Source organism: Rathayibacter sp. AY1B7 (assembly GCF_002932735.1).
GTDB lineage: Bacteria > Actinomycetota > Actinomycetes > Actinomycetales > Microbacteriaceae > Rathayibacter.
Map to the genome: position 1 here is coordinate 73466 of NZ_PSWK01000005.1, position 23182 is coordinate 96647.

Sequence of the window (23182 nt, forward strand, 5' to 3'; positions counted from 1 at the left end):
GGTCCTTGTCGGAACCCGCCAGGATCGGCCGGGTCGAGCGCCTCAGAGGCCGCCGGACAGGCGCTCGACGGCCGCGTCGATCCGCTCGTCGGAGGCCGTCAGCGAGAGGCGCACGTGCTCGGGGAAGCCCTCCCCGTAGAAGACGCCGGGGCCCGCGAGGACGCCGAGGCGGGCGAGCCGGTCGATGGACTCCCAGGCCGCGCGGCCCTCGGTCGCCCACAGGTAGAGGCCGGCCTCGCTGCGGTCGATCCGGAAGCCCGCGGACTCGAGGGCGGGCCGGAGGCGGTCGCGGCGGGAACGGTAGCGCTCCTTCTGCGCGGCGACGTGCTCGTCGTCGGCGAGGGCGACGATCATCGCCTCCTGCAGCGGACCGGGCACGATCATGCCCGCGTGCTTGCGGACGGTCACCAGGCGCGCGATCAGGGCCGCGTCCCCGGCGACGAAGGCGGCGCGGTAGCCGGCGAGGTTCGACTGCTTGCTCAGCGAGTAGACGCCGAGGACCCCGGTGCGGTCCTCCCCCACCACGCGCGGGTCGAGGACGCTCGGGATCGGCTCGTCGGCCCAGCGGCCGTCCCAGCCGAGCTCGGCGTAGCACTCGTCCCCCGCGATCACGGCCCCCAGCTCACGGGCACGCACGACGGCGCGCTGCAGGGCGGGCACGTCGAGCACGGCGCCATCGGGGTTGCCGGGAGAGTTGAGCCAGACCAGGCGGGTCGTCGCGGGCCATTCGGCCGGGTCGTCGGAGGCGAGCGCCTCGGCGCCGGCGATCGCCGCGCCCATCGCGTACGTCGGGTAGGCGGCGCGCGGATGCACGACCACGTCCCCCTCCCCGAGTCCGAGGAGGAAGGGCAGCCAGGCGACGAGCTCCTTGGAGCCGATCGTCGGCAGGACCTCGTCGATCCCGAGGCCCTCGACTCCGCGCCGCCGCGCGTACCAGGCGGCGATCGCCTCGCGCAGAGCGGGGGTGCCCACGGTCGTGGGGTACGCGTGCGAGTCCGTCGCGCGGGCGAGCGCGTCGCGGATCGGGGCGGGCGTCGGGTCCACCGGCGAGCCGATCGACAGGTCGACGATCCCGCCGGGGTGCTCCGCCGCCGTGCGGGCGAAGGGCGCCATCAGGTCCCAGGGGTAGTCGGGCAGCGCGCCGAGGGCCACGGGAGCGGCCTCAGTGGCTCTGCGGAGGCAGCGCCGCGATGACCGGGTGGTCCTTCGCGATCACGCCGACCTTGGCGGCTCCACCCGGGGAGCCGATCTCGTCGAAGAACTCGACGTTGGCCTTGTAGTAGTCGGACCACTCCTCGGGGAGGTCGTCCTCGTAGTAGATCGCCTCGACGGGGCAGACCGGCTCGCAGGCACCGCAGTCCACGCACTCGTCCGGGTGGATGTAGAGCGAGCGCTCGCCTTCGTAGATGCAGTCGACCGGGCACTCGTCGATGCAGGCGCGGTCTTTGACATCGACGCACGGAAGTGCGATCACGTAGGTCACGGTGCTCCAGGTCCCTTCGAACAGTGTGTCTATCGTACGGGGGCCGACGGGGCGTCGGCGTCCGCGGGCCGCGGGGCGGCGGCGGGAGCGGCCGCCCGCAGCCGCGGCCAGGCGATCACGACGAGGGCGATGAGGGCGGGGAGGAAGGTCCAGGCCACGCCGAGGCCGTTCGCCGGGACGAGGACGGATCCGCCGGTGCTGCGCAGGGCGAGCAGCCCGATCATCCCGAGCAGGCCCATCGCGGTGCAGAACGCGACGAACCGGTCGATGAGCACGAGGCGCAGCCCGAGCAGGAGCAGCAGCACGCCGGCGAGGGAGGCGGCGAGGCCGACCGGGAGGACGACACCGCCGACCGACACGGTGCTCTGATGGGCGACGGTCGTGATCGCTCCGACCACCGCGCCGACCAGGACTCCGGCGACGCCCGACAGCACGCGCGATCCCAGCGTCGGACGCTCCTCCGGCAGCGGCGCCGGACGCCCCGCCTGCGCGACCGGGCGGAAGCGCTCGATGCGGCCGATGGGGAACGGCGGACCGCTCGAGAGGCGGGCCTCGTCACCCTCGACCACCAGCTGCGTCGCGTGCGCCTCGAGGGCCGCGCGCTTGCGGGCGTGGTCCTCGGCGGACAGCTCGATCACGACGTCCCCGGGGAGGGGCGGGGCCGCGTCGGGGAGGACGGCGAGGAAGCGCAGGCCCAGCAGCTCGGCGGCGCGCTCGGCGACCCGGGCGGTGCGGACGTGGTCGGGGTGGCCGTAGCCGCCGCCCGCGTCGTAGGACAGCACGACGCCCGCATCGACCTGCCGCAGGACGGCGACGAGATCGGCCACCTCCTCGTCCTCGGGCGCGGCGGTGAAGGACGCGGGATGCACCGGCTCGAGCGGCACCGGGACGCGGCCGGGCCCCCACTGCATGCCGGAGTCCCGGTAGACGCGCGGAGCGAGGCCGGGTGCGCGGGCGCCCGCCTCGCCGAGGAAGCGGTGGTCGGCGACGCCGAGGGCCGTCAGGGCGACGACGAGCTCGGTCGTCCGATGCGCGGCCAGCTCGGCCGAGCCCTCGAGCGGAGCGAGGTCCTCGGGGATGACCTCGCCGCACTCCCCCCGCGTGGCGGTGACGACGGTGACGGAGGCGCCCTGCGCCACCAGCCGCGCCAGGGTTCCGCCCATGGTGATCGTCTCGTCGTCGGGGTGGGCGTGCACCGCCACCACCCGCTCCGCTGCTGCGTCCCGGCCCGCGTCCACTCTCCGCCTCTCGTCCTGCGCGGCCTCCGCTGCGGGCGCTTCTGGACAGCGACCGGGCAGCGGACTACAGTCGACCCGGGTTAGGCAAGGCTTACCGAACAACGGAGGCCCGCCGACCGGATCGACTCGGGGCGGGAGTCGCCCCCTCCTCGTCCACCATCGACCAAGAGAACACGCGTGCTCGCAAACTACCTCATCGGCCTCCGCGAAGGCCTCGAAGCCGGCCTCGTGGTCGGGATCCTCGTGGCCTACCTGACCAAGCTCGGCCGGCGCGACGTGCTGCCGCGGCTCTGGACCGGCATCGCCGCGGCGATCGCGATCTCGCTCGTCACCGGTGCGATCCTCACCTGGGGACCCTCGACCCTGTCGTTCCAGGCTCAGGAGCTCATCGGCGGCGGCCTCTCGATCATCGCGGTCGGGCTGGTCACCTGGATGATCTTCTGGATGGGCGCGAACGCCCGCAGCATGAAGGGCGACCTCGAGTCCCGGCTCGACGGCGCCGTCGCGGGGTCGGCCCTCGGCATCGTGGTCCTCGGCTTCATCAGCGTCGGGCGCGAGGGCATCGAGACGGCGCTCTTCGTCTGGGCGGGCGTGTCCTCGAGCAGTGCGGGGTCGGGATCCAGCGCGTGGGTCGGCACGGTCGGCGCGCTGCTGGGCATCCTCAGCTCGGTCGTCATCGCGTACCTGATCTTCCGGGGTTTCGTCCGGATCGACCTCGGGCGCTTCTTCACCTGGACGGGCGGCTTCCTCATCCTCGTCGCGGCCGGCGTCCTCTCCTACGGCGTCGGCGACCTGCAGGAGGCGTCGCTCCTGCCCGGCTGGGGCACCCCGCTGTTCTCGCTCGGCCCGATCCTCCCGCCGCCCGTGACCGCGGTGGTCGGCGGCCTCTTCAACTACACGCCCGAGCCGACCGCTCTGCAGTTCGCCGCCTGGCTGCTCTACCTCGTCGTCGTCGGTGCCCTGTTCGTCCGCCAGGTCCGCCTGCGCGGCCCGCGACGGGGCAGCGCGGCCCCGGTCGCCGCTCCCGCTCCCACCTCCGTCTGACCCGCTCCGGCACCGCCGGCGCACTCGCCCCGATCCAGGAGAAGCATGTCCTCGCGCGCTCGTCCCACCCTCCCCCGCGTCACCCTCGGCCTCGCCGGAGCCGGCGCCCTGGCGCTGATCCTCACGGGCTGCGTGCCGAACACCCCCGCGTCCTCCTCCTCCGTCGCGCTCGACGTCGCGATGAGGGACGACGCCTGCGAGGTGTCGACGGCGACCGCCGAGGCGGGAGCGGTGACGTTCTCACTGACCAACGGCGGCTCGGACGTCAACGAGTTCGAGATCCTGGCCGAGGACAAGCTGCGGATCGTGGGCGAGAAGGAGAACGTGACCCCGGGCCAGAGCGTCTCCTACGTCGCTCAGCTCGAGCCGGGCACCTACTACACCGCCTGCAAGTTCCAGCAGGTCGGCGCCCCGGTCGGGCTGAGCGAGTTCACCGTGACCGGTGAGGCCACCGCGCAGTCGGCGGACGAGAAGGCGGCGACGGAGGCGGCGGTCACCAACTACGTGGCGTACGTGAAGTCGCAGGTGGGCGAGCTGCTCCCCGCGGTGGCCGAGTTCGCCCAGGCCTACGAGGCCGGCGACGACGAGAAGGCGCGCGGCCTCTTCGCGTCGACCCGCGTCTTCTACGAGCGGATCGAGCCGACCGCGGAGGCGTTCGGCGACCTCGACCCGCGCATCGACTACCGCGAGGTCGACGCCGTCGCCGAGGGCCTGGACTGGACCGGCTTCCACCGCATCGAGAAGGACCTGTGGGCCCCCGCGGAGGGTGCGCTCAACTCCGACGGCACGAGCGCGCTCCTCGACTGGGCGCCCTCCACCCCCGAGCAGCGCGCGCAGTTCGGCCAGGGCCTCGTCGACGACGTGCAGAGCCTGGCCGACCTCGTGAACGCGCCCGGCTTCACCGTCTCGGTGGGCGACATCTCCAACGGCGCCATCGGCCTGCTCGACGAGGTCGCGGCCGGCAAGATCACGGGCGAGGAGGACTGGTGGTCGAGCACCGACCTCACCGACTTCGCCGCGAACGTCCAGGGCGCGGAGGTGGCGTTCGGCAACGTCGAGCCGATCGCGACCGCCAGCGGCGACGAGGGCGCCGACCTCACCGGACGGATCACGCAGCGGTTCTCCGAGCTCGACGCCCTGCTCGCGCAGTACGGCTCGATCGACTCCGGCTTCGCCGCGTACTTCACCGTCACCGCGGAGCAGAAGAAGGAGCTCTCGGACGCGGTCAACGCTCTCTCCGAGCCGCTCTCGCAGCTGACCCACACGGTGCTGGGCGTCGAGGAGCCGACCGCGTAGTGGACGCCGAGCAGCACGAGGGAGCCCGGCCGACGGAGTCCGAGCAGCCCGCCGACGAACCCCGCCGCCTCTCGCGGCGCGGGCTGCTCGGCCTCGTCTCGGCGGGGACGGCCGGGCTGGCCGCCGGAGTGGGCGGCACGGTGGCCGTCACATCGTCCGCGAGCGCGACGGCCTCCTCCGCCCCGCGCACCGTGCCGTTCTTCGGCGCGAACCAGGCGGGCATCACCACCGCCGCGCAGGACCGGCTGCACTTCGCCGCGTTCGACCTCGCCGCGGGCACCACGCGCGAGGACCTCGTCGAGCTCCTGAAGGACTGGACGCTCGGCGCCTCCCGGATGACCCAGGGCCTCGAGGTCGGCGAGACCGGCGCGGTGGACGGGCCGGACACGGCTCCCCCGGAGGACACCGGAGAGGCGCTCGGGCTCGACGCCGCGTCCCTCACCGTCACGGTCGGCTTCGGACCCACCCTCTTCACGGACGAGTCCGGCGCCGACCGCTTCGGCCTCGCCGACCGCCGGCCTCCTGAGCTGCAGGCCCTGCCCCGCTTCCGCGGCGACGCGCTCGTCCCGTCGGCCGGCGGCGGCGACCTGTGCATCCAGGCCTGCGCCGACGATCCGCAGGTCGCCGTGCACGCCATCCGCAACCTGAGCCGGATCGCGTTCGGCCGGGCCTCGCTCCGCTGGTCTCAGCTCGGCTTCGGCCGCACCTCCTCGACGTCCACCGCCCAGGCGACTCCGCGCAACCTCTTCGGCTTCAAGGACGGCACGGCGAACGTGAAGTCCGAGGAGGCCGACGCCGTCCAGGAGCACGTCTGGGTCCCCTCCTCCGACGGCCCCGCGTGGATGGTCGGCGGCAGCTACCTGGTCGCGCGGAAGATCCGGATGATCATCGAGACGTGGGACCGCAGCCAGCTGGGCGAGCAGGAGCGGGTCATCGGCCGCAGCAAGGGGTCCGGAGCGCCGCTCTCGGGCGGCACGGAGTCCACCGAGCCGGACTTCGCAGCGGCCGGCGCCACCGGTGCCCCGCTGATCGATCAGGAGTCGCACGTGCGCCTCGCGCATCCGAGCGTGAACAACGGGGTGCGGCTCCTGCGCCGCGGCTACAACTTCGTCGACGGCAACGACGAGCTCGGACGCCTGAACGCGGGGCTGTTCTTCCTCTCGTTCCAGCGCTCCCCGGAGCAGTTCGTCACCGTGCAGCGGAACCTCGCGACGGACGCGCTGAACGAGTACGTGAAGCACGTCGGCTCGGCCGTGTTCGCGGTGCCGCCCGGTGCCCGCGACGAGACCGACTTCCTCGGCGCCGGCCTCTTCGCCTGATCCCTGAGAGGACCCGCACTCCGTCTCAGGATCCGGCGGGCGCACTCCACGGCCCGCCGAAGCCTGCGCCCGTAGCGTCGTCGGCGATGTCCGGGAACAGTGCGAGAAGCGGCCTGACCAAGCGCGAGCGCCAGGAGCTCGCCCGAGCGCAGGCGCGGGAGCGCCGCGAAGCGGAGAGGCGCCGGCGGCGCCGGAACCGGCTGCTCGGGCAGGGCGGAGCGGTCGTCGGGCTCCTCGCGGTCGTGGCCCTGGTCTGCTGGAACGTCTGGTCGCAGCAGGAGGTCGCGAGCGCCGGCCCGGCGAACATGCTCAGCGACGGCATCGTCCTCGCGGGCGACGGCTCGGCCGTGTCGGCGACGACGACCGCGGCACTCGCTCCGGGAGCCTCCCCCGTCCCGACCGACGAGAGCGCCACGCGGGCGGGCGGAGTCGTCGCCGTCGACCTCTACGTCGACTACCTCTGCCCGTACTGCGGGCAGTTCGAGAAGGCGAACGCCGAGCAGCTGCAGTCGTGGCTGACGAAGGGGGCGATCACGCTCGAGATCCACCCGGTGGCGATCCTCGACTCCTCCTCGGCCGGCTCCGAGTACTCCAGCCGGGCCGCGAACGCCGCGGCGTGCGTCGCCGACGAGGATCCGGACCGCTTCCTCGCCGTGAACGCGGCGCTCTTCGCGCAGCAGCCGGCGGAGGGGTCGACCGGCCTCGACGACGACGCTCTGCGGGCGCTGGTGACCGGAGCGGGCGTCACCGACGACGACGTCCTCGCCTGCATGACCGCGGGCGAGTTCCGGCCCTGGGTGAAGGCCGCGACCGAGCGGGCCACCTCGCTCCCCCTCGCGAACTCCTCGCTGCCGAAGCTCGAGTCGACGCCCACCGTGCTGGTGAACGGCGAGCAGTACACGGGGAAGCCGGACGACGCGGCGGCGTTCGTCTCCTTCGTCACCTCGACGCTCGAGGCGGAGTCCTCGACCCCCTCTCCCTCTCCGAGTCCGGCGGGCTGATCCGGACCGCGAGGGACGGGATCGGCGCTGCACGCTGCAGCACCGGGCGGAGACGACGAGACCGGCCGGAGCATCGCTCCGGCCGGTCTCGTCGTGGGCGGGCGCCGAGGCGCCCGGGGCTCAGCCCTGCTTCTTGAGGCGGCTCGTCATGCGCGCGCGGGCGTTCGCATCGAGCTCCACCTTGCGGATGCGGACGACCTCGGGGGTGACCTCGACGCACTCGTCCTCGCGGGCGAACTCGAGGCACTCCTCGAGCGTCAGCTGACGCGACGGCGTCATCGACTCGAAGGTGTCGGAGGTGGACTGACGCATGTTGGTCAGCTTCTTCTCCTTGGTGATGTTCACGTCCATGTCGTCGTTGCGCGAGTTCTCGCCGATCACCATGCCCTCGTAGACCTCCTCGGTGGGGTTCACGAAGAAGGTCATCCGCTCCTGGAGCGCGATGATGGCGAACGGGGTCACGACGCCGTTGCGGTCCGCGACGATCGACCCGTTGTTGCGGGTGACGATCGCGCCGGCCCACGGCTCGTAGCCGTGCAGGATCGCGTTCGCGATGCCGGTGCCGCGCGTGGTGGTGAGGAACTCGGTGCGGAAGCCGATCAGGCCGCGCGACGGAACGATGAACTCCATGCGGACCCAGCCGGTGCCGTGGTTCGACATGCCGTCCATGCGGCCCTTGCGGGCGGCGAGGAGCTGCGTGATCGCACCGAGGTACTCCTCCGGGGCGTCGATCGTGAGGTGCTCGAAGGGCTCGTGCGTCTTGCCGTCGACCTGGCGGGTGACCACCTGGGGCTTGCCGACGGTCAGCTCGTAGCCCTCGCGGCGCATCTGCTCGACGAGGATGGCCAGCGCGAGCTCGCCGCGGCCCTGGACCTCCCACGAGTCGGGGCGTCCGATGTCGACGATCTTGAGCGACACGTTTCCGATGAGCTCGCGGTCGAGGCGGTCCTTGACCATGCGCGCCGTGAGCTTGTGGCCCTTCACCTTGCCGACGAGCGGCGAGGTGTTGGTGCCGATCGTCATCGAGATCGCCGGGTCGTCGACCGTGATGGCCGGCAGCGGGCGGATGTCCTCGGGGTCGGCGATGGTCTCGCCGATGGTGATCTCGGGGAAGCCCGCGATCGCGACGATGTCGCCGGGGCCCGCGGACTCGGCCGGGTAGCGGTCGAGCGCCTTGGTGATCAGCAGCTCGGTGATGCGCGCGTTGGTGTGGGTGCCGTCGTGGTGGACCCAGGCGACCGTCTGCCCCTTCTTGATCGTGCCGTTGAAGACGCGGAGGAGGGCGAGGCGGCCGAGGAACGGCGACGCGTCGAGGTTGGTGACGTGGGCCTGGAGGGGCGCGTCGTCGTCGTAGGTCGGCGCGGGGATGTGCTTGAGGATCGCCTCGAACAGCGGCTCCAGGTCCTCGGCGTCCGGCAGCGTGCCGTCCTCGGGCTTGTTCGCCGAGGCGCGGCCGGCCTTGCCGGAGGCGTAGACCACGGGGACGTCGAGGATCGCGTCGAGGTCGAGGTCCGGCACGTCGTCGGCCATGTCGGAGGCGAGGCCGAGGAGCAGGTCCTGGCTCTCGGCGACGACCTCGTCGATGCGCGCGTCGGGGCGGTCGGTCTTGTTGACCAGGAGGATGACGGGGAGCTTCGCCTCGAGCGCCTTGCGCAGCACGAAGCGGGTCTGGGGCAGCGGGCCCTCGGACGCGTCGACGAGGAGGCAGACGCCGTCGACCATCGACAGGCCGCGCTCGACCTCGCCGCCGAAGTCGGCGTGGCCCGGGGTGTCGATGACGTTGATGGTGATGGGACCGTCGCTCGCGTGCTTGCCGCTGTACGAGACAGCGGTGTTCTTCGCGAGGATCGTGATGCCCTTCTCGCGCTCGAGCTCGTTGGAGTCCATCGCGCGCTCGTCCACGTGGGCGTGCGCGTCGAAGGAGTTCGTCTGCTTGAGCATGGCGTCGACCAGCGTGGTCTTGCCATGGTCGACGTGGGCGACGATCGCGACGTTGCGCAGGTCGGAGCGGGTGGCACTTGCCATGGATACGGACTCGTCTCGTGTTCTCGTGCAAAAGGGGGACCATCCATCGTACCGCAGCGAGGCGTCCGCACGGCGAAGGGCCCCGGATCCCCGCTCCGGAGGGCTCCGAGGAGCGCTCCAGGCGGGGCCGGGGCCCTGGTGACGGTCGGTCAGACCGCGAACTCGATGCCGGCGCCGGGGATGGCGTCGAGCAGCTCGCGGGTGTACTCCTGCTGCGGCGAGTCGAACACGGTGTCCGTCGGGGCGTGCTCGACGATCCTGCCCTTCTGCATCACGCAGACGTCGTCGGCGATCACGCGGACCACCGCCAGGTCGTGCGTGATGAACAGGTAGGTCAGCCCGAGCTCGGCCTGCAGGTCGGCGAGGAGGCGGAGGATCTGCGCCTGGACGAGGACGTCCAGAGCCGACACGGCCTCGTCGAGCACCACGATCTCCGGCTTCAGCGCGAGCGCGCGGGCGATCGCCACGCGCTGGCGCTGGCCGCCGGAGAGCTCGTTCGGGTACCGGCTCGCGATCACGCGCGGGAGGGACACCTGGTCGAGCAGCTCGAGGACGCGCTCGCGCTGCGACGTCCGGTCGCCGACCTTGTGCACTCGCAGCGGCTCCGAGATGGTGTTGCCGATGTTGTGCAGCGGGTCGAGCGAGCCGTACGGGTCCTGGAACACCGGCTGCATGGAGCGCCGGAGCGCCAGCATGTCGCGGCCCTTGAGCTTCTCGGTCCGGCGACCGGCGATCGAGATCGCTCCGGACGTCGCCGTCTCGAGGCCCAGCACCAGGCGGGCGATCGTCGACTTGCCCGATCCGGACTCGCCCACGAGCGCCGTGGTGGTGCCCTTCGGGATCGAGAACGACACGTTGTCGACGGCGGTGAAGTCCTCGGCCTTCAGGCCGCCGCGGCGGATCTTGAAGACCTTCGTGAGGCCGTCGACCTCGATCATCGGGGCGCCCGAGGCGACCGCGCCGGCGTGGTGCGCGGCGCCCGCGCCGACCAGGTCGACCTCGCGCACGGCCTCCGACTCGCCGGAGACCGACTCCACGGCCCGGCCGGCCGTCGACTGGATGCGGCGCGACGCGAGGCTGGGCGCCGCCGCGATCAGGCGCTGCGTGTAGGGGTGCTGCGGGTTCTGCAGCACCTCCACCGAGGCGCCGGACTCGACGATGCGGCCCTTGTACATGACGATGAGCTTCTCGGCGCGCTCGGCGGCGAGGCCCAGGTCGTGCGTGATGAAGAGCAGCGCGGTGCCGTCGGTCTTCGTCAGCGTCTCGAGGTGGTCGAGGATCCGGCGCTGGACCGTGACGTCGAGCGCCGAGGTGGGCTCGTCGGCGATCAGCAGCTGGGGAGCCGCGGCCAGGCCGATGCCGATCAGCACGCGCTGGCGCATGCCGCCCGAGAACTGGTGCGGGAACTGCTTGAGGCGCTTCTCCGCGTCGGCGAGGCCCGCGTTCTGCAGGACCTCGATCGCCTTGGCGCGCACCTCCTTGCGACCGGTCGCGAGGCCGTTGGCCTTGATGGTCTCCTCGACCTGGAAGCCGACCGACCACACGGGGTTCAGGTTCGACATCGGGTCCTGCGGGACGTAGCCGATCCGGCGGCCGCGGATGTCCTCAAGCTCGGTCCTCGTCGCCTTCGCGAGGTCCTTGCCGTCGAACAGCACGGAGCCGGCGGTGACCTGGCCGGTGCCGGGGAGCAGGCCGATGATCGCGGCGGCGGTCGTCGACTTGCCGGAGCCCGACTCCCCCACGATCGCGACGGTCTGGCCGTGCTCGATCGTGAGGCTCACGCCGCGGAGGGCGGGGACCAGTCCGCTGCCGGTCTGGAAGCCGACCTCGAGGTCGGTGACCTCGAGCAGCGGCCCGTGCGGTGCGTTCGGTGTCGTGGCGGTCATCGGAGGGCCCTCGCCTTCGGGTCGAGCGCGTCGCGGAGCGATTCGCCGAGGAGGATGAAGCTCAGCACCGTGACCGTCAGGGCGATCGACGGGTAGATCAGCGTCTGCGGGTTGGTGCGCAGATCGCGCTGGGCCTGGCTGATGTCGTTGCCCCACGACATGACCGAGCCGGGAAGGCCGACGCCGAGGAACGACAGCGTCGCCTCCGCGGTGATGGCCGCGCCGAGCGAGATCGTCGTGACGACGATGACGGGAGCGATCGAGTTCGGCAGCACGTGCCGGAACAGGATCGCCATGCGGGAGAGGCCGGTCGCGGTGGCGGCGCCGACGAAGTCGGCCTGCTTCACGCGGAGGACCTCGGAGCGCAGGACGCGCGCCGTCGTCGGCCAGGCGAACGCGCCGATCGCCAGGGCGATGACGAACACGTTCCGGTAGGCCGAGAAGACGGACATGATGACGACCGCGGCGAGGATGTAGGGGATCGAGAAGAAGATGTCGCCGAGGCGCATGATCACGGTGTCGACCCAGCCGCCGAAGAAGCCGGCCAGAGCGCCGCCGATGACGCCGGAGACCGTCGTGATCACGATCACGATGAGGCCGACGGTCAGCGACGTGGACGTGCCGTGGATGATCCGCGAGAAGACGTCGCACCCCTGCTTGGTGTAGCCGAGCAGGCTGCCGTCGCCGGGGCCCTGGTTGCTGAACGAGAGCGCGCACTGGCGGGGGTCCACCGAGGTGAACAGGCCCGGGAACAGCGCGACGGCGATGATGACGAGGATCAGGACGCCCGAGATCCAGAACATGGGCCGCTTGCGCAGGTCGCGCCACGCGTCGGTCCAGAGGTTGCTGGGCTTCTCGTCGAGGCTGACGGCGTCGACCGACGCGATCGGCGTCTCCTCGAGCGGGGCCACGAAGTGGTCGATGCGGCGGGCCTTCTGCGCGCCGCCGGTGGACTCATTTGGCATAGCGGATCCTCGGGTCGAGTACGGCGTAGAGCAGGTCGACGAGGATGTTCACCACGAGGTAGAACAGCACCATGACCGTGACGAAGGAGACGACGGTCGGCCGCTCACCTCGGATGATCGCCTGATAGAGCGTGTTCCCGACTCCGGGAACGTTGAAGATGCCCTCGGTCACGGTCGCGCCGACGATCAGGAGGCCGAAGTCGGCTCCGAACTGCGTCGTGACCGGGATGAGCGAGTTGCGCAGGACGTGCACGGGGATGACGCGGCGTCGCGAGAGCCCCTTGCTGTACGCGGTGCGGACGAAGTCCGAGCCGGCCGTCTCGATGACCGAGCCGCGCGTGAGGCGGATGGCCGACGCGACCACGAACAGGGCGAGCACGATCGCGGGCAGCAGCAGCCTCTGGAACGACGCGTCGGCTCCGACGGTCGGAGGGAACCATCCCAGCTGGATCGCGAAGAAGGACTGCGCGATGAAGCAGAGCACGAAGATCGGCACCGACACGAGCAGGAGGCTGACGACCAGGGCGCTCGCGTCGAAGAAGCTGCCCTTGCGCAGACCGCTGATGAGGCCGATGGTCAGCGCGACGACGATCTCGATGACGATCGCCATCATGGCCAGCGTCAGGGTGACCGGGAAGGTGCGGGCGAGGATCTCGTTGACGGACTGGCCGGAGAACGAGATGCCGAAGTCGCCGCGGACGACGCCTCCCAGGTAGTACAGGTACTGGACGAAGAAGGGCTCGTTCAGGTGGTACTGCTCCTCGAGGCGGGCGAGGAGTGCGGGGCTCGGCGTCTTGTCGCCGAAGAGCGACAGGAGCGGGTTCCCCGGCATGGAGAAGACCATGAAGTAGATGAGGAACGTGGTGCCGATGAGCACGGGGACGGCTTGCAGGATGCGTCGGACGATGTAGGCGAGCATGTCAGCCCAGCCGGTTCCGGAGTCGCATGGATGGGGACCTCATTCGATTGTGACCGAAACAGGGCGCTCCGCCCGTGCCGTGACCTGGTGGCCGACGGCACGGGCGAAGCGCCCCAGTGGTTCGAGCTTAGTTCTTGGTGATCTCGTAGTAGAGCGGCACCGAGTTCCAGCCGAACTCGACGTTCGACACGCCCTCGCCGTAGCCGCCGGTCACGTTCGCGTACCACAGGGGCAGCGACGGGAGGTCCTTCAGGAGGATCTCCTGGGCCTGCTGGAACGTCTTGTTCGCAGCGTCGGCGTCGGCGTCCGACAGGCCCTGCTGGAGCAGGGTGTCGAACTCGGGGTTCGAGTAGTCGCCGTCGTTGGACGAGGCGCCGGTCACGTAGAGCGGTCCGAGGAAGTTGTAGAGGCTCGGGTAGTCGGCCTGCCATCCGGTGCGGAACGCGGTCTCGATCGAGCGGTCGACGATCTTGGTGCGCGCCTCGGCGAAGGTCGGGTACGCGTCGCCCTCGGCGTCGATGCCCAGCGTGTTCTTGATCGAGTTGGTCACCGCGTCGACCCAGCCCTGGTGGCCGCCGTCGGCGTTGTAGGCGATCTTGAAGGTGCCGTCCCAGGGGCTGATCGCGTCGGCCTGAGCCCACAGCGCCTTGGCCTCGTCGGGGTTGTACTCGAGCACGTCGGCGCCGGAGAGGGCGTCGCTGTAGCCGTCGATCACCGGGGAGGTGAAGTCGGAGGCCGGGGTGCGGGTGCCCTCGAAGATCACGTCGGTGATCTCCTTGCGGTCGAAGGACATCGAGATCGCCTGGCGGCGGAGCTGGCCCTCCTCGCCGTCGAAGTGCGGGAGACGGCCCGGGATGGTGAAGGACTGGAACACGGCCGAGGGCTGGTTCACGGCGCGGTCGCCGAGGTCGCTCTCGAAGGTGCCGAAGGCGGAGTCCGGGATCTGGTCGATCACGTCGACGTTGCCGCCGAGGAGGTCGGCGTAGGAGGCGTCCTGGGTGGCGTAGAAGACGATCTTCAGGCCGCCGTTCTGGGCCTCGCGGGGGCCGGTGTACTCGTCGTTCTTGACGAGCTCGATCTGGACGTCGTGCTGCCACGCGTCGTCGCCGTCGAGCTTGTACGGGCCGTTGCCGATCGGGTTCTCACCGAAGGCGGCCATGTCGTCGAACGCGGCGGCGGGCAGCGGGTAGTACGCCGAGTAGCCGAGGCTGATCGGGAAGTCCGACTGCGGGGACTTGAGCGCGACGGTGAAGGTGGTGTCGTCCACGGCCTTGAGGCCGGTGAGCTCGCTGTCCTCGGTGTCGCTGAAGCCCTCGAAGTTCGAGAAGAACGACGCGCTGAGCTGGTTGTTCGACAGCTTGGCGCCGTAGTTCCAGGCGTCGATGAACGAGCTGGAGGTGACCGGGTCGCCGTTCGTGAAGGTCAGGCCCGACTTGATCGTGATCGTGTAGTTCTGCGCGTCGTCCGACTCGATGGACTCGGCGACGTCGTTCTCGGGGGCGCCCTTGGCGTCGTAGTAGACCAGGCCCGCGAAGATCTCGTCGAGGATCTTGCCGCCGCCCACCTCGTTGGTGTTCGTCGGGATCAGCGGGTTCTGCGGCTCGGAGCCGTTCGTGGAGATGATCGCGGCGGCGTCGCCTCCCGATGCACCTCCGCCCGAGTCGTTCGAGCTGCTGCAGCCGGCCAGGACCAGCGTGCTCGCGGCGACGAGCGCCAGAGCCCCGAATCCGTAACGTCTGATGTTCACTATTCCTCCAGTGATGTGGGGGCGCGCGAGAAGTGGTTTCCCTGACGCGTGGAGTGCCGTGCGCGTGGCGACGGCGGCGGCGCACGAGACTGGTGGCCGTCGCGCGGATGCCTTCAACGAGACTATGTATTCGCCCGCTATCTGCACAAAAGCATGTGGCAACCGTTACACAGCGGTAACCGGGAGGTGGAATCCTTGCGCTGTTCTGCACGAAACGTGCGTACCGGGCGGCCGTCGCGCAACACATCGACTTCAGAGGAGACGCACGGAGTGTCCACCGACCTGTCAGGATCCGCGCCCGGACGGCGCCGGATCCGCATCGAGATCCTGCTGGTCCTCGGGCTCTCGCTGGGCGCCTCCGCGGTCTACTCGGTGGTCTCCATCGCCAACCGGCTCACCCGCTCGACCGCACTGGCCGACCAGACCGCGACGATCAACGGCGCCCTCAGCGACCGCCCGGGCTTCGACCTCGTCTACCAGCTGCTCGCGCTCTTCTTCGACCTGGTGCCGGTGGCCCTCTGCGCGTTCCTGCTCTGGCAGAGCTCGGGCCGTCCGCTCGGGCGCCTGGGGCTCGACCTGCGCCGGCCGTTCGCGGACCTGGGGACCGGGACCGTCCTCGCGGTGGCGATCGGCGCGCCGGGCATCGCGCTGTACGCCGTCGGACGCGCGCTGGGCATCACCGTGGCGGTGGTGGCCTCGCCGCTGGACGCGTACTGGTGGACGGTGCCGGTGCTCGTGCTCTCCGCGATCCGGGCGGGAGTGCAGGAGGAGGTCGTCGTGATCGGGTACCTCTTCGCCCGCCTGGGCGATCTGGGCTGGGGGCGGTGGCGGATCCTGGTGACCAGTGCGCTGCTCCGGGGCAGCTACCACCTGTACCAGGGCATCGGGCCCTTCATCGGGAACGTGGTCATGGGCCTGGTGTTCGGACTGTTCTACCAGCGCTTCGGCCGCACCCTGCCCCTGGTGATCGCCCACTCGATCATCGACATCGTCTCGTTCGTCGGGTACCCGTTGGCCGTCGCCCTCTGGCCCGAGCTGTTCGCGCCGCCGGCTCCGCGGACGTGACGTCGGACCGATCGCATCCGAGGAGCCGCAGGACCGCGCCGCGGCTCTCCACTGCCGCGGCGTGACGCCCGCACGGTGGAGCTGCTCGCTCGTCACTACTCCGTCGAGCCCTGCCTGCCAGCACCTCCACCACGCGTTCCACACGGTCGGGCTCCCTCGTGCATCGGAGTCGCCGTGCGCCGTTCCCCCCGGATCGGGAGGACTGCGCCCCACTCCGCGCCTGTGAGGGACCGACGGTGCCCGCAACCGAGGGTCGGAGAGCCGAGGACGGGCTCGGGGCTCCGTTCCTGCTCTCTCACCCTCGGTTGCGGACGAGCGCGTGCGGGCGGATCAGGCGAAGGCCTCGATGGGCGGGCAGGCGCAGACGAGGTTGCGGTCGCCGTAGGCCTGATCGATCCGGCGGACCGGCGGCCAGTACTTGCCGCGCACCAGCGAGCGGACCGGGTAGACGGCCTGCTCGCGGCTGTAGGGGTGCGTCCACTCCTCGGCCGTCAGGCACTCGGCGGTGTGCGGGGCGCCGCGCAGCGGGTTGTCGTCCACCGGCCACTCCCCCGCGCCGACGCGGTCGGCCTCCGCCCGGATCCCGATCATCGCGTCGATGAAGCGGTCGATCTCGACGAGGTCCTCGCTCTCCGTCGGCTCGACCATCAGGGTCCCGGCGACGGGGAAGCTCATGGTCGGGGCGTGGAAGCCGTAGTCGACGAGGCGCTTGGCGACGTCGTCCACGGTCACTCCGGTCGCCGCCGTCAGCGGACGGATGTCGAGGATGCACTCGTGGGCGACGAGCCCGTTGTCCCCCGTGTAGAGCACCGGGTAGTGCTCGCGGAGGCGCGCGGCGACGTAGTTGGCCGAGAGGACGGCCGCCCCGGTCGCGGCCCGCAGGCCCTCCTCGCCCATCATCCGGGCGTACGCCCACGAGATCGGCAGGATGCCGGGGCTGCCGTAGGGCGCTGCCGACACCGGTGCGCCGCCGTGGACGATCCGCTCGCCCTGCGTGCCCACGCCGTGCTCGAGCCGCTGCGCGAGCGGGTGACCGGGCAGGAACGGCGCGAGGTGCGCCTTCGCGGCGACGGGACCGACGCCGGGACCGCCTCCGCCGTGCGGGATGCAGAACGTCTTGTGCAGGTTGAGGTGCGAGACGTCGCCGCCGAAGTCTCCGAAGCGGGCGAAGCCCAGAAGCGCGTTGAGGTTCGCGCCGTCCACGTACACCTGTCCGCCGGCCTCGTGGACGAGGCGGCAGATCTCGGCGACCTCGTGCTCGTAGACGCCGTGGGTCGACGGGTAGGTGATCATCAGCGCGGCGAGGGAGCCCGCGTGCTCGGCGATCTTCGCCCGGAGGTCGTCCAGGTCGACGTTGCCGAGCTCGTCGCAGGCCACGACGACGACGCGCATGCCGGCGAGGACCGCGCTCGCGGCGTTGGTGCCGTGGGCGCTCGAGGGGATCAGGCAGACCGTGCGGTCCTCGTCGCCGTTCGACCGGTGCCAGCCGCGGATCGCCAGCAGGCCCGCGAGCTCGCCCTGCGAGCCGGCGTTGGGCTGGAGCGACACGGAGTCGTAGCCCGTGAGGTGGGCGAGCCACCCCTCCAGCTGGTCGATCAGCGCCAGCGAGCCCTGCACGTCCGCCTCGGGGGCGAACGGGTGCAGGTCCGCGAACTCGGGCCAGCTGACCGCCTCCATCTCGGTGGCGGCGTTGAGCTTCATGGTGCAGGAGCCGAGCGGGATCATGCCGCGGTCCAGCGCGTAGTCCGAGTCGGCGAGGCGCTTGAGGTAGCGCATCATCGAGGTCTCGCTGTGGTGGCTGCTGAAGACCGGGTGCACGAGGAACGGCGTGCGGCGGTCGAGCTCGGCGGGGATGCTCCGCGCGGAGCCGCTGAGGAAGCCGAACGACGAGTCCAGCTGCCCGACGGCGGTCGCGACGGCGATCACCTCGAGGTCGGTGACCGTCTCGTCGATCGACACCGAGACCGTGTCGGCGTCGACCAGGCGCACGTCGAAGCCGGCCTGGCGGGCGCGGGCGACCGCCGCCTCCGCGCCGCCGGGCACGACGACCGAGACGGTGTCGAAGAAGTCGGCGTGCCGGAGGGAGTGGCCCCGGTCGAGGAGGAGGCGCGCGAGGAGCGCGGCCCGGCCGTGCACGCGCTCTGCGATCGCGGCGAGCCCGTCCGGCCCGTGGTAGACCGCGTACATCGCCGCCATGACCGCCAGGAGGACCTGCGCGGTGCAGATGTTCGAGGTCGCCTTCTCACGGCGGATGTGCTGCTCGCGGGCCTGGAGGGACAGGCGGTAGGCGGGGTGGCCGTCCGCGTCCTGGCTGACGCCGACGAGGCGGCCGGGCAGCTGGCGCTCGAGTCCCTTGCGGACGGCGAGGTAGCCGGCGTGCGGCCCTCCGAAGCCCAGCGGGACGCCGAAGCGCTGCGTGGTGCCGACCGCGACGTCCGCGCCGAGCTCGCCCGGCGAGCGCACCAGGGTCAGCGCGAGCAGGTCGGCGGCGACGACGGCCAGGCCTCCGTGGGCCTTCACCGCGGCGAGCACCGCCGACGGGTCCCAGAGGTGCCCGGACGCGCCGGGGTACTGCACGAGTGCGCCGAAGCACTCCGGCACCTCCTCCGCGGCGGTGCGCGAGAGCGGGAGCTCGACGATGCGGATGCCGACGGCCTCCGCGCGGCCGCGCAGCAGCGCGAGGGTCTGCGGGAGAGCGTCGGAGTCGACGACGAAGACGTCGGTGCGCGCCTTCGAGGCGCGGCGCGCGAGCAGCATCGCCTCGACGACGGCCGTGCCCTCGTCGAGCATCGACGCGCCGGCCGTGTCGAGGCCGGTGAGGTCGGAGACCATCGTCTGGAAGTTGATCAGCGCCTCCAGGCGCCCCTGCGAGATCTCGGGCTGGTACGGGGTGTAGGCCGTGTACCAGCTGGGGTTCTCGAGCACGTTGCGCTTGATCACGGCGGGGGTGTGCGTGCCGTAGTAGCCGAGGCCGATCATCGGCCGACGCACCGTGTTCCTCGCGGCGAGGGCGCGCAGCTCGGCGAGCGCCTCCGTCTCGGTGGCCGGAGCGGGCAGCACCCGCGGGAGGTCGCGGACGTGGATCGACTCGGGGACGGCGGCGGTGACGAGCTCCTCCACGGAGTCGTAGCCGAGAGCCGCGAGCATGGTGCGCTGCGCGTCGGCGTCGGTCCCGATGTGGCGGGACTCGAAGGCGCCGGGGGTCCTGGTGGCCGCCATCTACTCGCCGACCAGCTCGGTGTAGGCGGCCGAGTCGAGGAGGCCGTCGGGCAGGGCGTCGAAGCGGACCCGGATCAGCCACCCCTCGCCGAACGGGTCGGAGTTGACGAGCTCGGGGCTGTCGACGACGGCCGTGTTGGCCTCGAGGACCTCGCCGTCGACGGGGGCGAACAGCTCGCCCACCGACTTGGTCGACTCGATCTCGCCGACGACGCTGCCGCCCTCGACGCGGGCTCCCGCCTCGGGGAGCTCGACGAAGACGACGTCGCCCAGCTTGTCGGCGGCGTAGGCGGTGATGCCGACGGTCGCGACCTCTCCGTCGACCCGGATCCACTCGTGGTCGGAGGTGTACTGCAGCTCGGTGGGCACGGCCATGTCAGTTCTTCTTTCTCGAGTAGAAGGGGAGCTCGGTGACGGTCATCGGGAGGCGCGTGCCGCGGATGTCGACGGCGAGCGCCGTCCCGGGCTGCGCGGAGGCGGGGGCGACGTAGGCCATCGCGATCGGGACGCCCAGGGTCGGCGAGAGGACGCCGCTGGTGACCACTCCGACCTCGTCGTCGCCGGAGAGGACGGTGTAGTCGGCGCGGGCGGCGCGGCGGCCCTCGCCGACGAGCCCGACGAGCACAGGAGCTTCTCCGGAGGGACCCTCCTCGCTGGCCGCGCGGCCGACGAAGTCGATCGGCTTCCCGAAGGCGACGACGCGGCCGAGGCCGGCCTGTGCGGGGAAGACGTCGCGGGAGAGCTCGTGGCCGTAGAGCGGCATGCCCGCCTCGAGGCGGAGGGTGTCGCGGGCGGCGAGGCCGGCGGGGACGAGGCCCGCTCCGGCGCCGGTCTCGGCGAGAGCCTGCCAGAGCGCGGGAGCGGAGTCGGGCGAGACGTAGATCTCGAAGCCGTCCTCGCCTGTGTACCCGGTGCGCGCGATCAGGATCGGGTGCGCCTCGAAGGTCGCGGGCACGGCGCGGTAGTAGCGCAGCTCCGCGAGCAGGCGGGCGGCGTCGTCCGTGTCGAGCACCGACTCCGCTCCCCGCTCGGTCTCGACGGCGAGGCCCTGGACGTTCTGCAGGATCTCGAGCGAGCGCGGGCCCTGCAGCGCGATGAGGGCGACGTCGTCGCTCTCGTCGAACAGCTCGCACTCGAACATCGCGGTGCGGTCGCGGAGCGTCTCGGCGACGATGTGCCGGTTGGCCGCGTTCGCGACGACCATGAAGCGGTCCTCGCCCGTGCGGTAGACGACGAGGTCGTCGATCACGCCGCCCGTGCGCTCCAGGAGGAGGGTGTACTTCGCGCGGCCGGCGGCGACGGCCGAGATGTCGCTCGCCAGCGCGTAGTCGAGGGCGTCGACCGCCTCGGGGCCGACGACGAGGATCTCGGCCATGTGCGAGAGGTCGAAGAGGCCGGCGGCGGTGCGCACGGCGTGGTGCTCGGCGAGATCGCCGGAGTAGCGGACCGGCATCTGCCACCCGGCGAAGTCGGTGAAGGACGCGCCGGCGGCGACGTGCACCTCGTGCAGGGGCGAGTAGCGGGCTTCGGGGCTGGTCGTCGGGGTCTCGGACATGAGTTCTCCATTTCGTCGCAGTGCTGGACTCGCGCCGCGTTCGCGGCAGAGCACAGCAGTGCCGTGGGAACTCCCCCTCTGTCGTGGAGCCTGAGAGATTCGCGCCGCCCCGAGGGGTCGAGCGCTTTCACCATGGGCGGATCCGAGCGGATCGCTTTCCAGAGTGGCCAGTTCGACGCGGTACAAGACCTGAGAGATTGGCGGGGAGGCTTGCTCCTTCGGTGCCGACCGGAGTCGGCTCTCCCGCGTCGCGTATTGCGGCCCGGTATTCGGTTGTGCGGTCAGCCTAGCGGTGAGGGCGGACCCTGCGCGGCGTGGCGCCTCTTCCGCTAGGTGTTCAGGTGTTCGTTACACTAAGGTGATCCCAGCACTTACAGTCGGTGCGACTCTTAGTAGGGGGCGTCGGATGCCGGACGTGCAGCTCGCCGTGTCGACGGTGATCTTCGCCCTGCGGCCGCACCCGGAGACCGGAGCGAGCACCGTCTGGATCCCCGTCGTCCGGCGCATCCGCGAGCCGTTCGAGGGACTCTGGGCACTGCCCGGCGGACCGCTGCATCCGGACGAGGACCTCGCCGAGTCGGCCCGCCGCACTCTCCGCGAGACCACGGGCCTGGCTCCGCGCTACCTCGAGCAGCTCTACGCCGTCGGCGGCACCGACCGCTCCCCCGGCGAGGACCGCGTCGTGTCGATCGTCTACTGGGCGCTCGTGCGCTCCGCCGAGGCCGACGAGGCCATCGTGGGAGAGAACGTCGCCTGGCTCTGCACCGATCTGCCGCTCGAGCTCGCCTTCGACCACGGACTGATCGTCGAGTACGCCCTCTGGCGCCTGCGCAACAAGATGGAGTACTCCCGCATCGCGCAGGCCTTCCTCGGCGGCGCCTTCACCCTGTCCCAGCTGCGGGAGGTCCACGAGGCCGTCCTGCAGAAGCCCCTCGACCCGGCCAACTTCCGCCGGACGATCGAGAGCTCCGGCACCGTGGTGCCCACCGGGGAGCGCCTGACGGGCACCCGCCACCGTCCCCCGCGCCTCTACCGCTACGACGAGTCGGCGGCGCTCGTCGACAACGGCCCGCTGCCCGTCTGAGCGCGCCGCCCGACTCCCCCACCCGCCTCACGAGGAGAACACCGTGACATCCGTCGACAGCACCATCCGACTCATCGAGGGCGGCTCCGCGCCCGGCGCCACCTGCGCGCCCGAGCTCGCGGAGGCCCCCTGGTCGTTCGACCTCGGCCTGCCCGCCTACGGGCCCGGCGCCTCCCAGGCCGACCCGATCCCGGCCGACGCCCCGGTCCAGGGACGTCTGCCGGAGGAGTACACGACGGCGAGCGCCGACGAGCTGCACCACCGCATCCTCGCGGCGAAGGAGACGCTCGGCGAGCGGGTCGTCGTGCTCGGGCACTTCTACCAGCGGGACGAGGTGGTGCAGTACGCCGACTACGTGGGCGACTCGTTCCAGCTGGCGAAGGCGGCGACGAGCCGGCCCGACGCCGAGGCCATCGTCTTCTGCGGCGTGCACTTCATGGCGGAGACGGCCGACATCCTCTCCGGACCGGAGCAGGCCGTGATCCTCCCGAATCTGGCGGCCGGCTGCTCGATGGCGGACATGGCCGACATCGACTCCGTCGAGGACGCGTGGGCCGAGCTCACCGAGCTCTACGGCACCGAGCCGGACGCCGACGGCCGCGTGCCGCTCGTCCCGGTCACGTACATGAACTCCTCCGCCGCGCTGAAGGCGTTCTGCGGCCGCAACGGAGGCGTGGTCTGCACCTCCTCGAACGCGGCGACCGTGCTCGAGGACGCGTTCGCGCGCGGGCAGCGGGTGCTGTTCTTCCCCGACCAGCACCTCGGCCGCAACACCGCCAAGGCGATGGGCGTGCCGCTGGAGCGGATGCCGATGTGGAACCCGCGGAAGCCGCAGGGCGGCTCCGACACCGCGACGCTCCTGGACGCGCAGGTGATCCTCTGGCACGGCTTCTGCTCGGTGCACAAGCGCTTCACGACGGCCCAGATCGCGAAGGCGCGCGCCGAGCACCCGGGCGTGCGCGTGATCGTGCACCCGGAGTGCCCGATGGCGGTCGTCGACGCGGCCGACGAGTACGGCTCGACCGACTACATCGTGAAGGCGATCCAGGCGGCACCCGCGGGATCGACCTTCGCGATCGGCACCGAGATCAACCTGGTGCAGCGCCTCGCCGTCCAGTACCCGCAGCACACGATCTTCTGCCTCGACGACGTGGTCTGCCCCTGCTCGACCATGTACCGCATCCACCCCGGCTACCTCGCCTGGGTGCTCGAGGGACTGGTCGCGGGGACGGTGCTCAACCGGATCGAGGTCGCGGAGTCGGTGCAGGCCGAGGCGCGCATCGCCCTCGAGCGGATGCTCGCGGCCGTTCCGCCCGCCGGGCCGGCGGCGGTCTGA

General features: G+C 71.3%; 18 protein-coding genes and 1 riboswitch. Of the genes, 7 read left to right on the forward strand and 11 right to left on the reverse strand.

The window, feature by feature from the left end; all coding sequences use genetic code 11:
- Positions 1-42: 42 nt before the first annotated feature.
- The 3 genes from dapC to C5C95_RS04530 are packed head-to-tail and all read right to left on the reverse strand — an operon-like array spanning position 43 to position 2721.
- Positions 43-1152, reverse strand: coding sequence for a succinyldiaminopimelate transaminase (gene dapC / locus C5C95_RS04520; RefSeq protein WP_104323899.1), 1110 nt, complete (start codon positions 1150-1152; stop codon positions 43-45).
- A 10-nt stretch (positions 1153-1162) separates the two neighbouring features.
- Complete coding sequence (gene fdxA / locus C5C95_RS04525) at positions 1163-1483, reverse strand: ferredoxin (protein ID WP_104222984.1); 321 nt, start codon at positions 1481-1483, stop codon at positions 1163-1165.
- A gap of 29 nt (positions 1484-1512) precedes the next feature.
- The gene (locus C5C95_RS04530) at positions 1513-2721 is read right to left on the reverse strand and encodes a PIG-L family deacetylase (protein ID WP_146076874.1); all 1209 of its coding nucleotides are present in this window, start codon (positions 2719-2721) and stop codon (positions 1513-1515) included.
- A gap of 177 nt (positions 2722-2898) precedes the next feature.
- Between C5C95_RS04530 and efeU the strand changes: the two genes are divergently transcribed.
- The 4 genes from efeU to C5C95_RS04550 all read left to right on the forward strand — a co-directional run bounded on the left by efeU (position 2899) and on the right by C5C95_RS04550 (position 7381).
- Positions 2899-3765: an iron uptake transporter permease EfeU gene (efeU, locus tag C5C95_RS04535; RefSeq protein WP_104323900.1), complete on the forward strand. Its 867-nt coding sequence runs from the start codon at positions 2899-2901 to the stop codon at positions 3763-3765.
- A gap of 45 nt (positions 3766-3810) precedes the next feature.
- Positions 3811-5061, forward strand: a complete 1251-nt coding sequence (gene efeO / locus C5C95_RS04540; RefSeq protein WP_104323901.1) for an iron uptake system protein EfeO — start codon at positions 3811-3813, stop codon at positions 5059-5061.
- Complete coding sequence (gene efeB, locus C5C95_RS04545; RefSeq protein WP_104323902.1) at positions 5061-6380, forward strand: iron uptake transporter deferrochelatase/peroxidase subunit; 1320 nt, start codon at positions 5061-5063, stop codon at positions 6378-6380. The genes efeO and efeB overlap by 1 nt, the downstream gene beginning before the upstream one ends.
- Positions 6381-6466: 86 nt before the next feature.
- A complete protein-coding gene (locus C5C95_RS04550) occupies positions 6467-7381 on the forward strand; it encodes a thioredoxin domain-containing protein (RefSeq protein ID WP_104323903.1) in 915 nt (304 codons plus the stop codon).
- 120 nt (positions 7382-7501) lie between these two features.
- Here the strand turns inward: C5C95_RS04550 and typA are convergent, their stop codons facing one another.
- The 5 genes from typA to C5C95_RS04575 all read right to left on the reverse strand — a co-directional run bounded on the left by typA (position 7502) and on the right by C5C95_RS04575 (position 14923).
- Positions 7502-9406, reverse strand: a complete 1905-nt coding sequence (gene typA / locus C5C95_RS04555) for a translational GTPase TypA (protein ID WP_104222978.1) — start codon at positions 9404-9406, stop codon at positions 7502-7504.
- Positions 9407-9555: 149 nt separating this feature from the next.
- Positions 9556-11292 carry an ABC transporter ATP-binding protein gene (locus tag C5C95_RS04560; RefSeq protein ID WP_104260189.1) on the reverse strand — a complete coding sequence of 579 codons (1737 nt, stop codon included), beginning with the start codon at positions 11290-11292 and terminating at the stop codon, positions 9556-9558.
- Positions 11289-12257 (reverse strand): ABC transporter permease, encoded by a 969-nt coding sequence (locus C5C95_RS04565; RefSeq protein ID WP_104222976.1) that lies wholly within the window; start codon positions 12255-12257, stop codon positions 11289-11291. Before C5C95_RS04565 ends, C5C95_RS04560 begins: the two co-directional genes overlap by 4 nt.
- Entirely contained in the window at positions 12247-13176 is a 930-nt protein-coding gene (locus tag C5C95_RS04570) for an ABC transporter permease (protein WP_104222975.1), read from the reverse strand. Before C5C95_RS04570 ends, C5C95_RS04565 begins: the two co-directional genes overlap by 11 nt.
- A 127-nt stretch (positions 13177-13303) precedes the next feature.
- Positions 13304-14923 (reverse strand): ABC transporter substrate-binding protein, encoded by a 1620-nt coding sequence (locus C5C95_RS04575; RefSeq protein WP_104222974.1) that lies wholly within the window; start codon positions 14921-14923, stop codon positions 13304-13306.
- A gap of 270 nt (positions 14924-15193) precedes the next feature.
- On the opposite strand from C5C95_RS04575, the gene C5C95_RS04580 reads away from it, so the two are divergent.
- Positions 15194-15988, forward strand: a complete 795-nt coding sequence (locus C5C95_RS04580) for a CPBP family intramembrane glutamic endopeptidase (RefSeq protein WP_258059269.1) — start codon at positions 15194-15196, stop codon at positions 15986-15988.
- Between the two features lie 330 nt (positions 15989-16318).
- Here the strand turns inward: C5C95_RS04580 and gcvP are convergent, their stop codons facing one another.
- Genes gcvP through gcvT form a run of 3 tightly spaced genes read right to left on the reverse strand, consistent with a single transcriptional unit; the run spans position 16319 to position 20762 of the window.
- Complete coding sequence (gene gcvP / locus C5C95_RS04585; protein ID WP_104323904.1) at positions 16319-19207, reverse strand: aminomethyl-transferring glycine dehydrogenase; 2889 nt, start codon at positions 19205-19207, stop codon at positions 16319-16321.
- Positions 19208-19582, reverse strand: coding sequence for a glycine cleavage system protein GcvH (gcvH, locus tag C5C95_RS04590; RefSeq protein ID WP_104237541.1), 375 nt, complete (start codon positions 19580-19582; stop codon positions 19208-19210).
- Position 19583: 1 nt separating this feature from the next.
- Positions 19584-20762, reverse strand: coding sequence for a glycine cleavage system aminomethyltransferase GcvT (gcvT, locus tag C5C95_RS04595; protein WP_104323905.1), 1179 nt, complete (start codon positions 20760-20762; stop codon positions 19584-19586).
- Positions 20763-20930: 168 nt separating this feature from the next.
- Positions 20931-21018: riboswitch (glycine riboswitch) on the reverse strand.
- 150 nt (positions 21019-21168) lie between these two features.
- Here gcvT and C5C95_RS04600 point away from each other — a divergent pair.
- Positions 21169-21846, forward strand: a complete 678-nt coding sequence (locus C5C95_RS04600; protein ID WP_104323906.1) for an NUDIX domain-containing protein — start codon at positions 21169-21171, stop codon at positions 21844-21846.
- A 43-nt stretch (positions 21847-21889) separates the two neighbouring features.
- Positions 21890-23182: a quinolinate synthase NadA gene (nadA, locus tag C5C95_RS04605; RefSeq protein ID WP_104222968.1), complete on the forward strand. Its 1293-nt coding sequence runs from the start codon at positions 21890-21892 to the stop codon at positions 23180-23182.

What these genes read in the sequence shown, in the direction of transcription:
- C5C95_RS04570 (WP_104222975.1), bottom strand. Translation starts at nt 13,176, where the DNA reads ATGCTCGCCTACATCGTCCGACGCATCCTGCAAGCCGTCCCCGTGCTC.
- typA (WP_104222978.1), bottom strand. Translation starts at nt 9,406, where the DNA reads ATGGCAAGTGCCACCCGCTCCGACCTGCGCAACGTCGCGATCGTCGCC.
- gcvT (WP_104323905.1), bottom strand. Translation starts at nt 20,762, where the DNA reads ATGTCCGAGACCCCGACGACCAGCCCCGAAGCCCGCTACTCGCCCCTG.
- C5C95_RS04560 (WP_104260189.1), bottom strand. Translation starts at nt 11,292, where the DNA reads ATGACCGCCACGACACCGAACGCACCGCACGGGCCGCTGCTCGAGGTC.
- C5C95_RS04565 (WP_104222976.1), bottom strand. Translation starts at nt 12,257, where the DNA reads ATGCCAAATGAGTCCACCGGCGGCGCGCAGAAGGCCCGCCGCATCGAC.
- C5C95_RS04550 (WP_104323903.1), top strand. Translation starts at nt 6,467, where the DNA reads ATGTCCGGGAACAGTGCGAGAAGCGGCCTGACCAAGCGCGAGCGCCAG.
- C5C95_RS04600 (WP_104323906.1), top strand. Translation starts at nt 21,169, where the DNA reads ATGCCGGACGTGCAGCTCGCCGTGTCGACGGTGATCTTCGCCCTGCGG.
- gcvP (WP_104323904.1), bottom strand. Translation starts at nt 19,207, where the DNA reads ATGGCGGCCACCAGGACCCCCGGCGCCTTCGAGTCCCGCCACATCGGG.
- efeO (WP_104323901.1), top strand. Translation starts at nt 3,811, where the DNA reads ATGTCCTCGCGCGCTCGTCCCACCCTCCCCCGCGTCACCCTCGGCCTC.
- gcvH (WP_104237541.1), bottom strand. Translation starts at nt 19,582, where the DNA reads ATGGCCGTGCCCACCGAGCTGCAGTACACCTCCGACCACGAGTGGATC.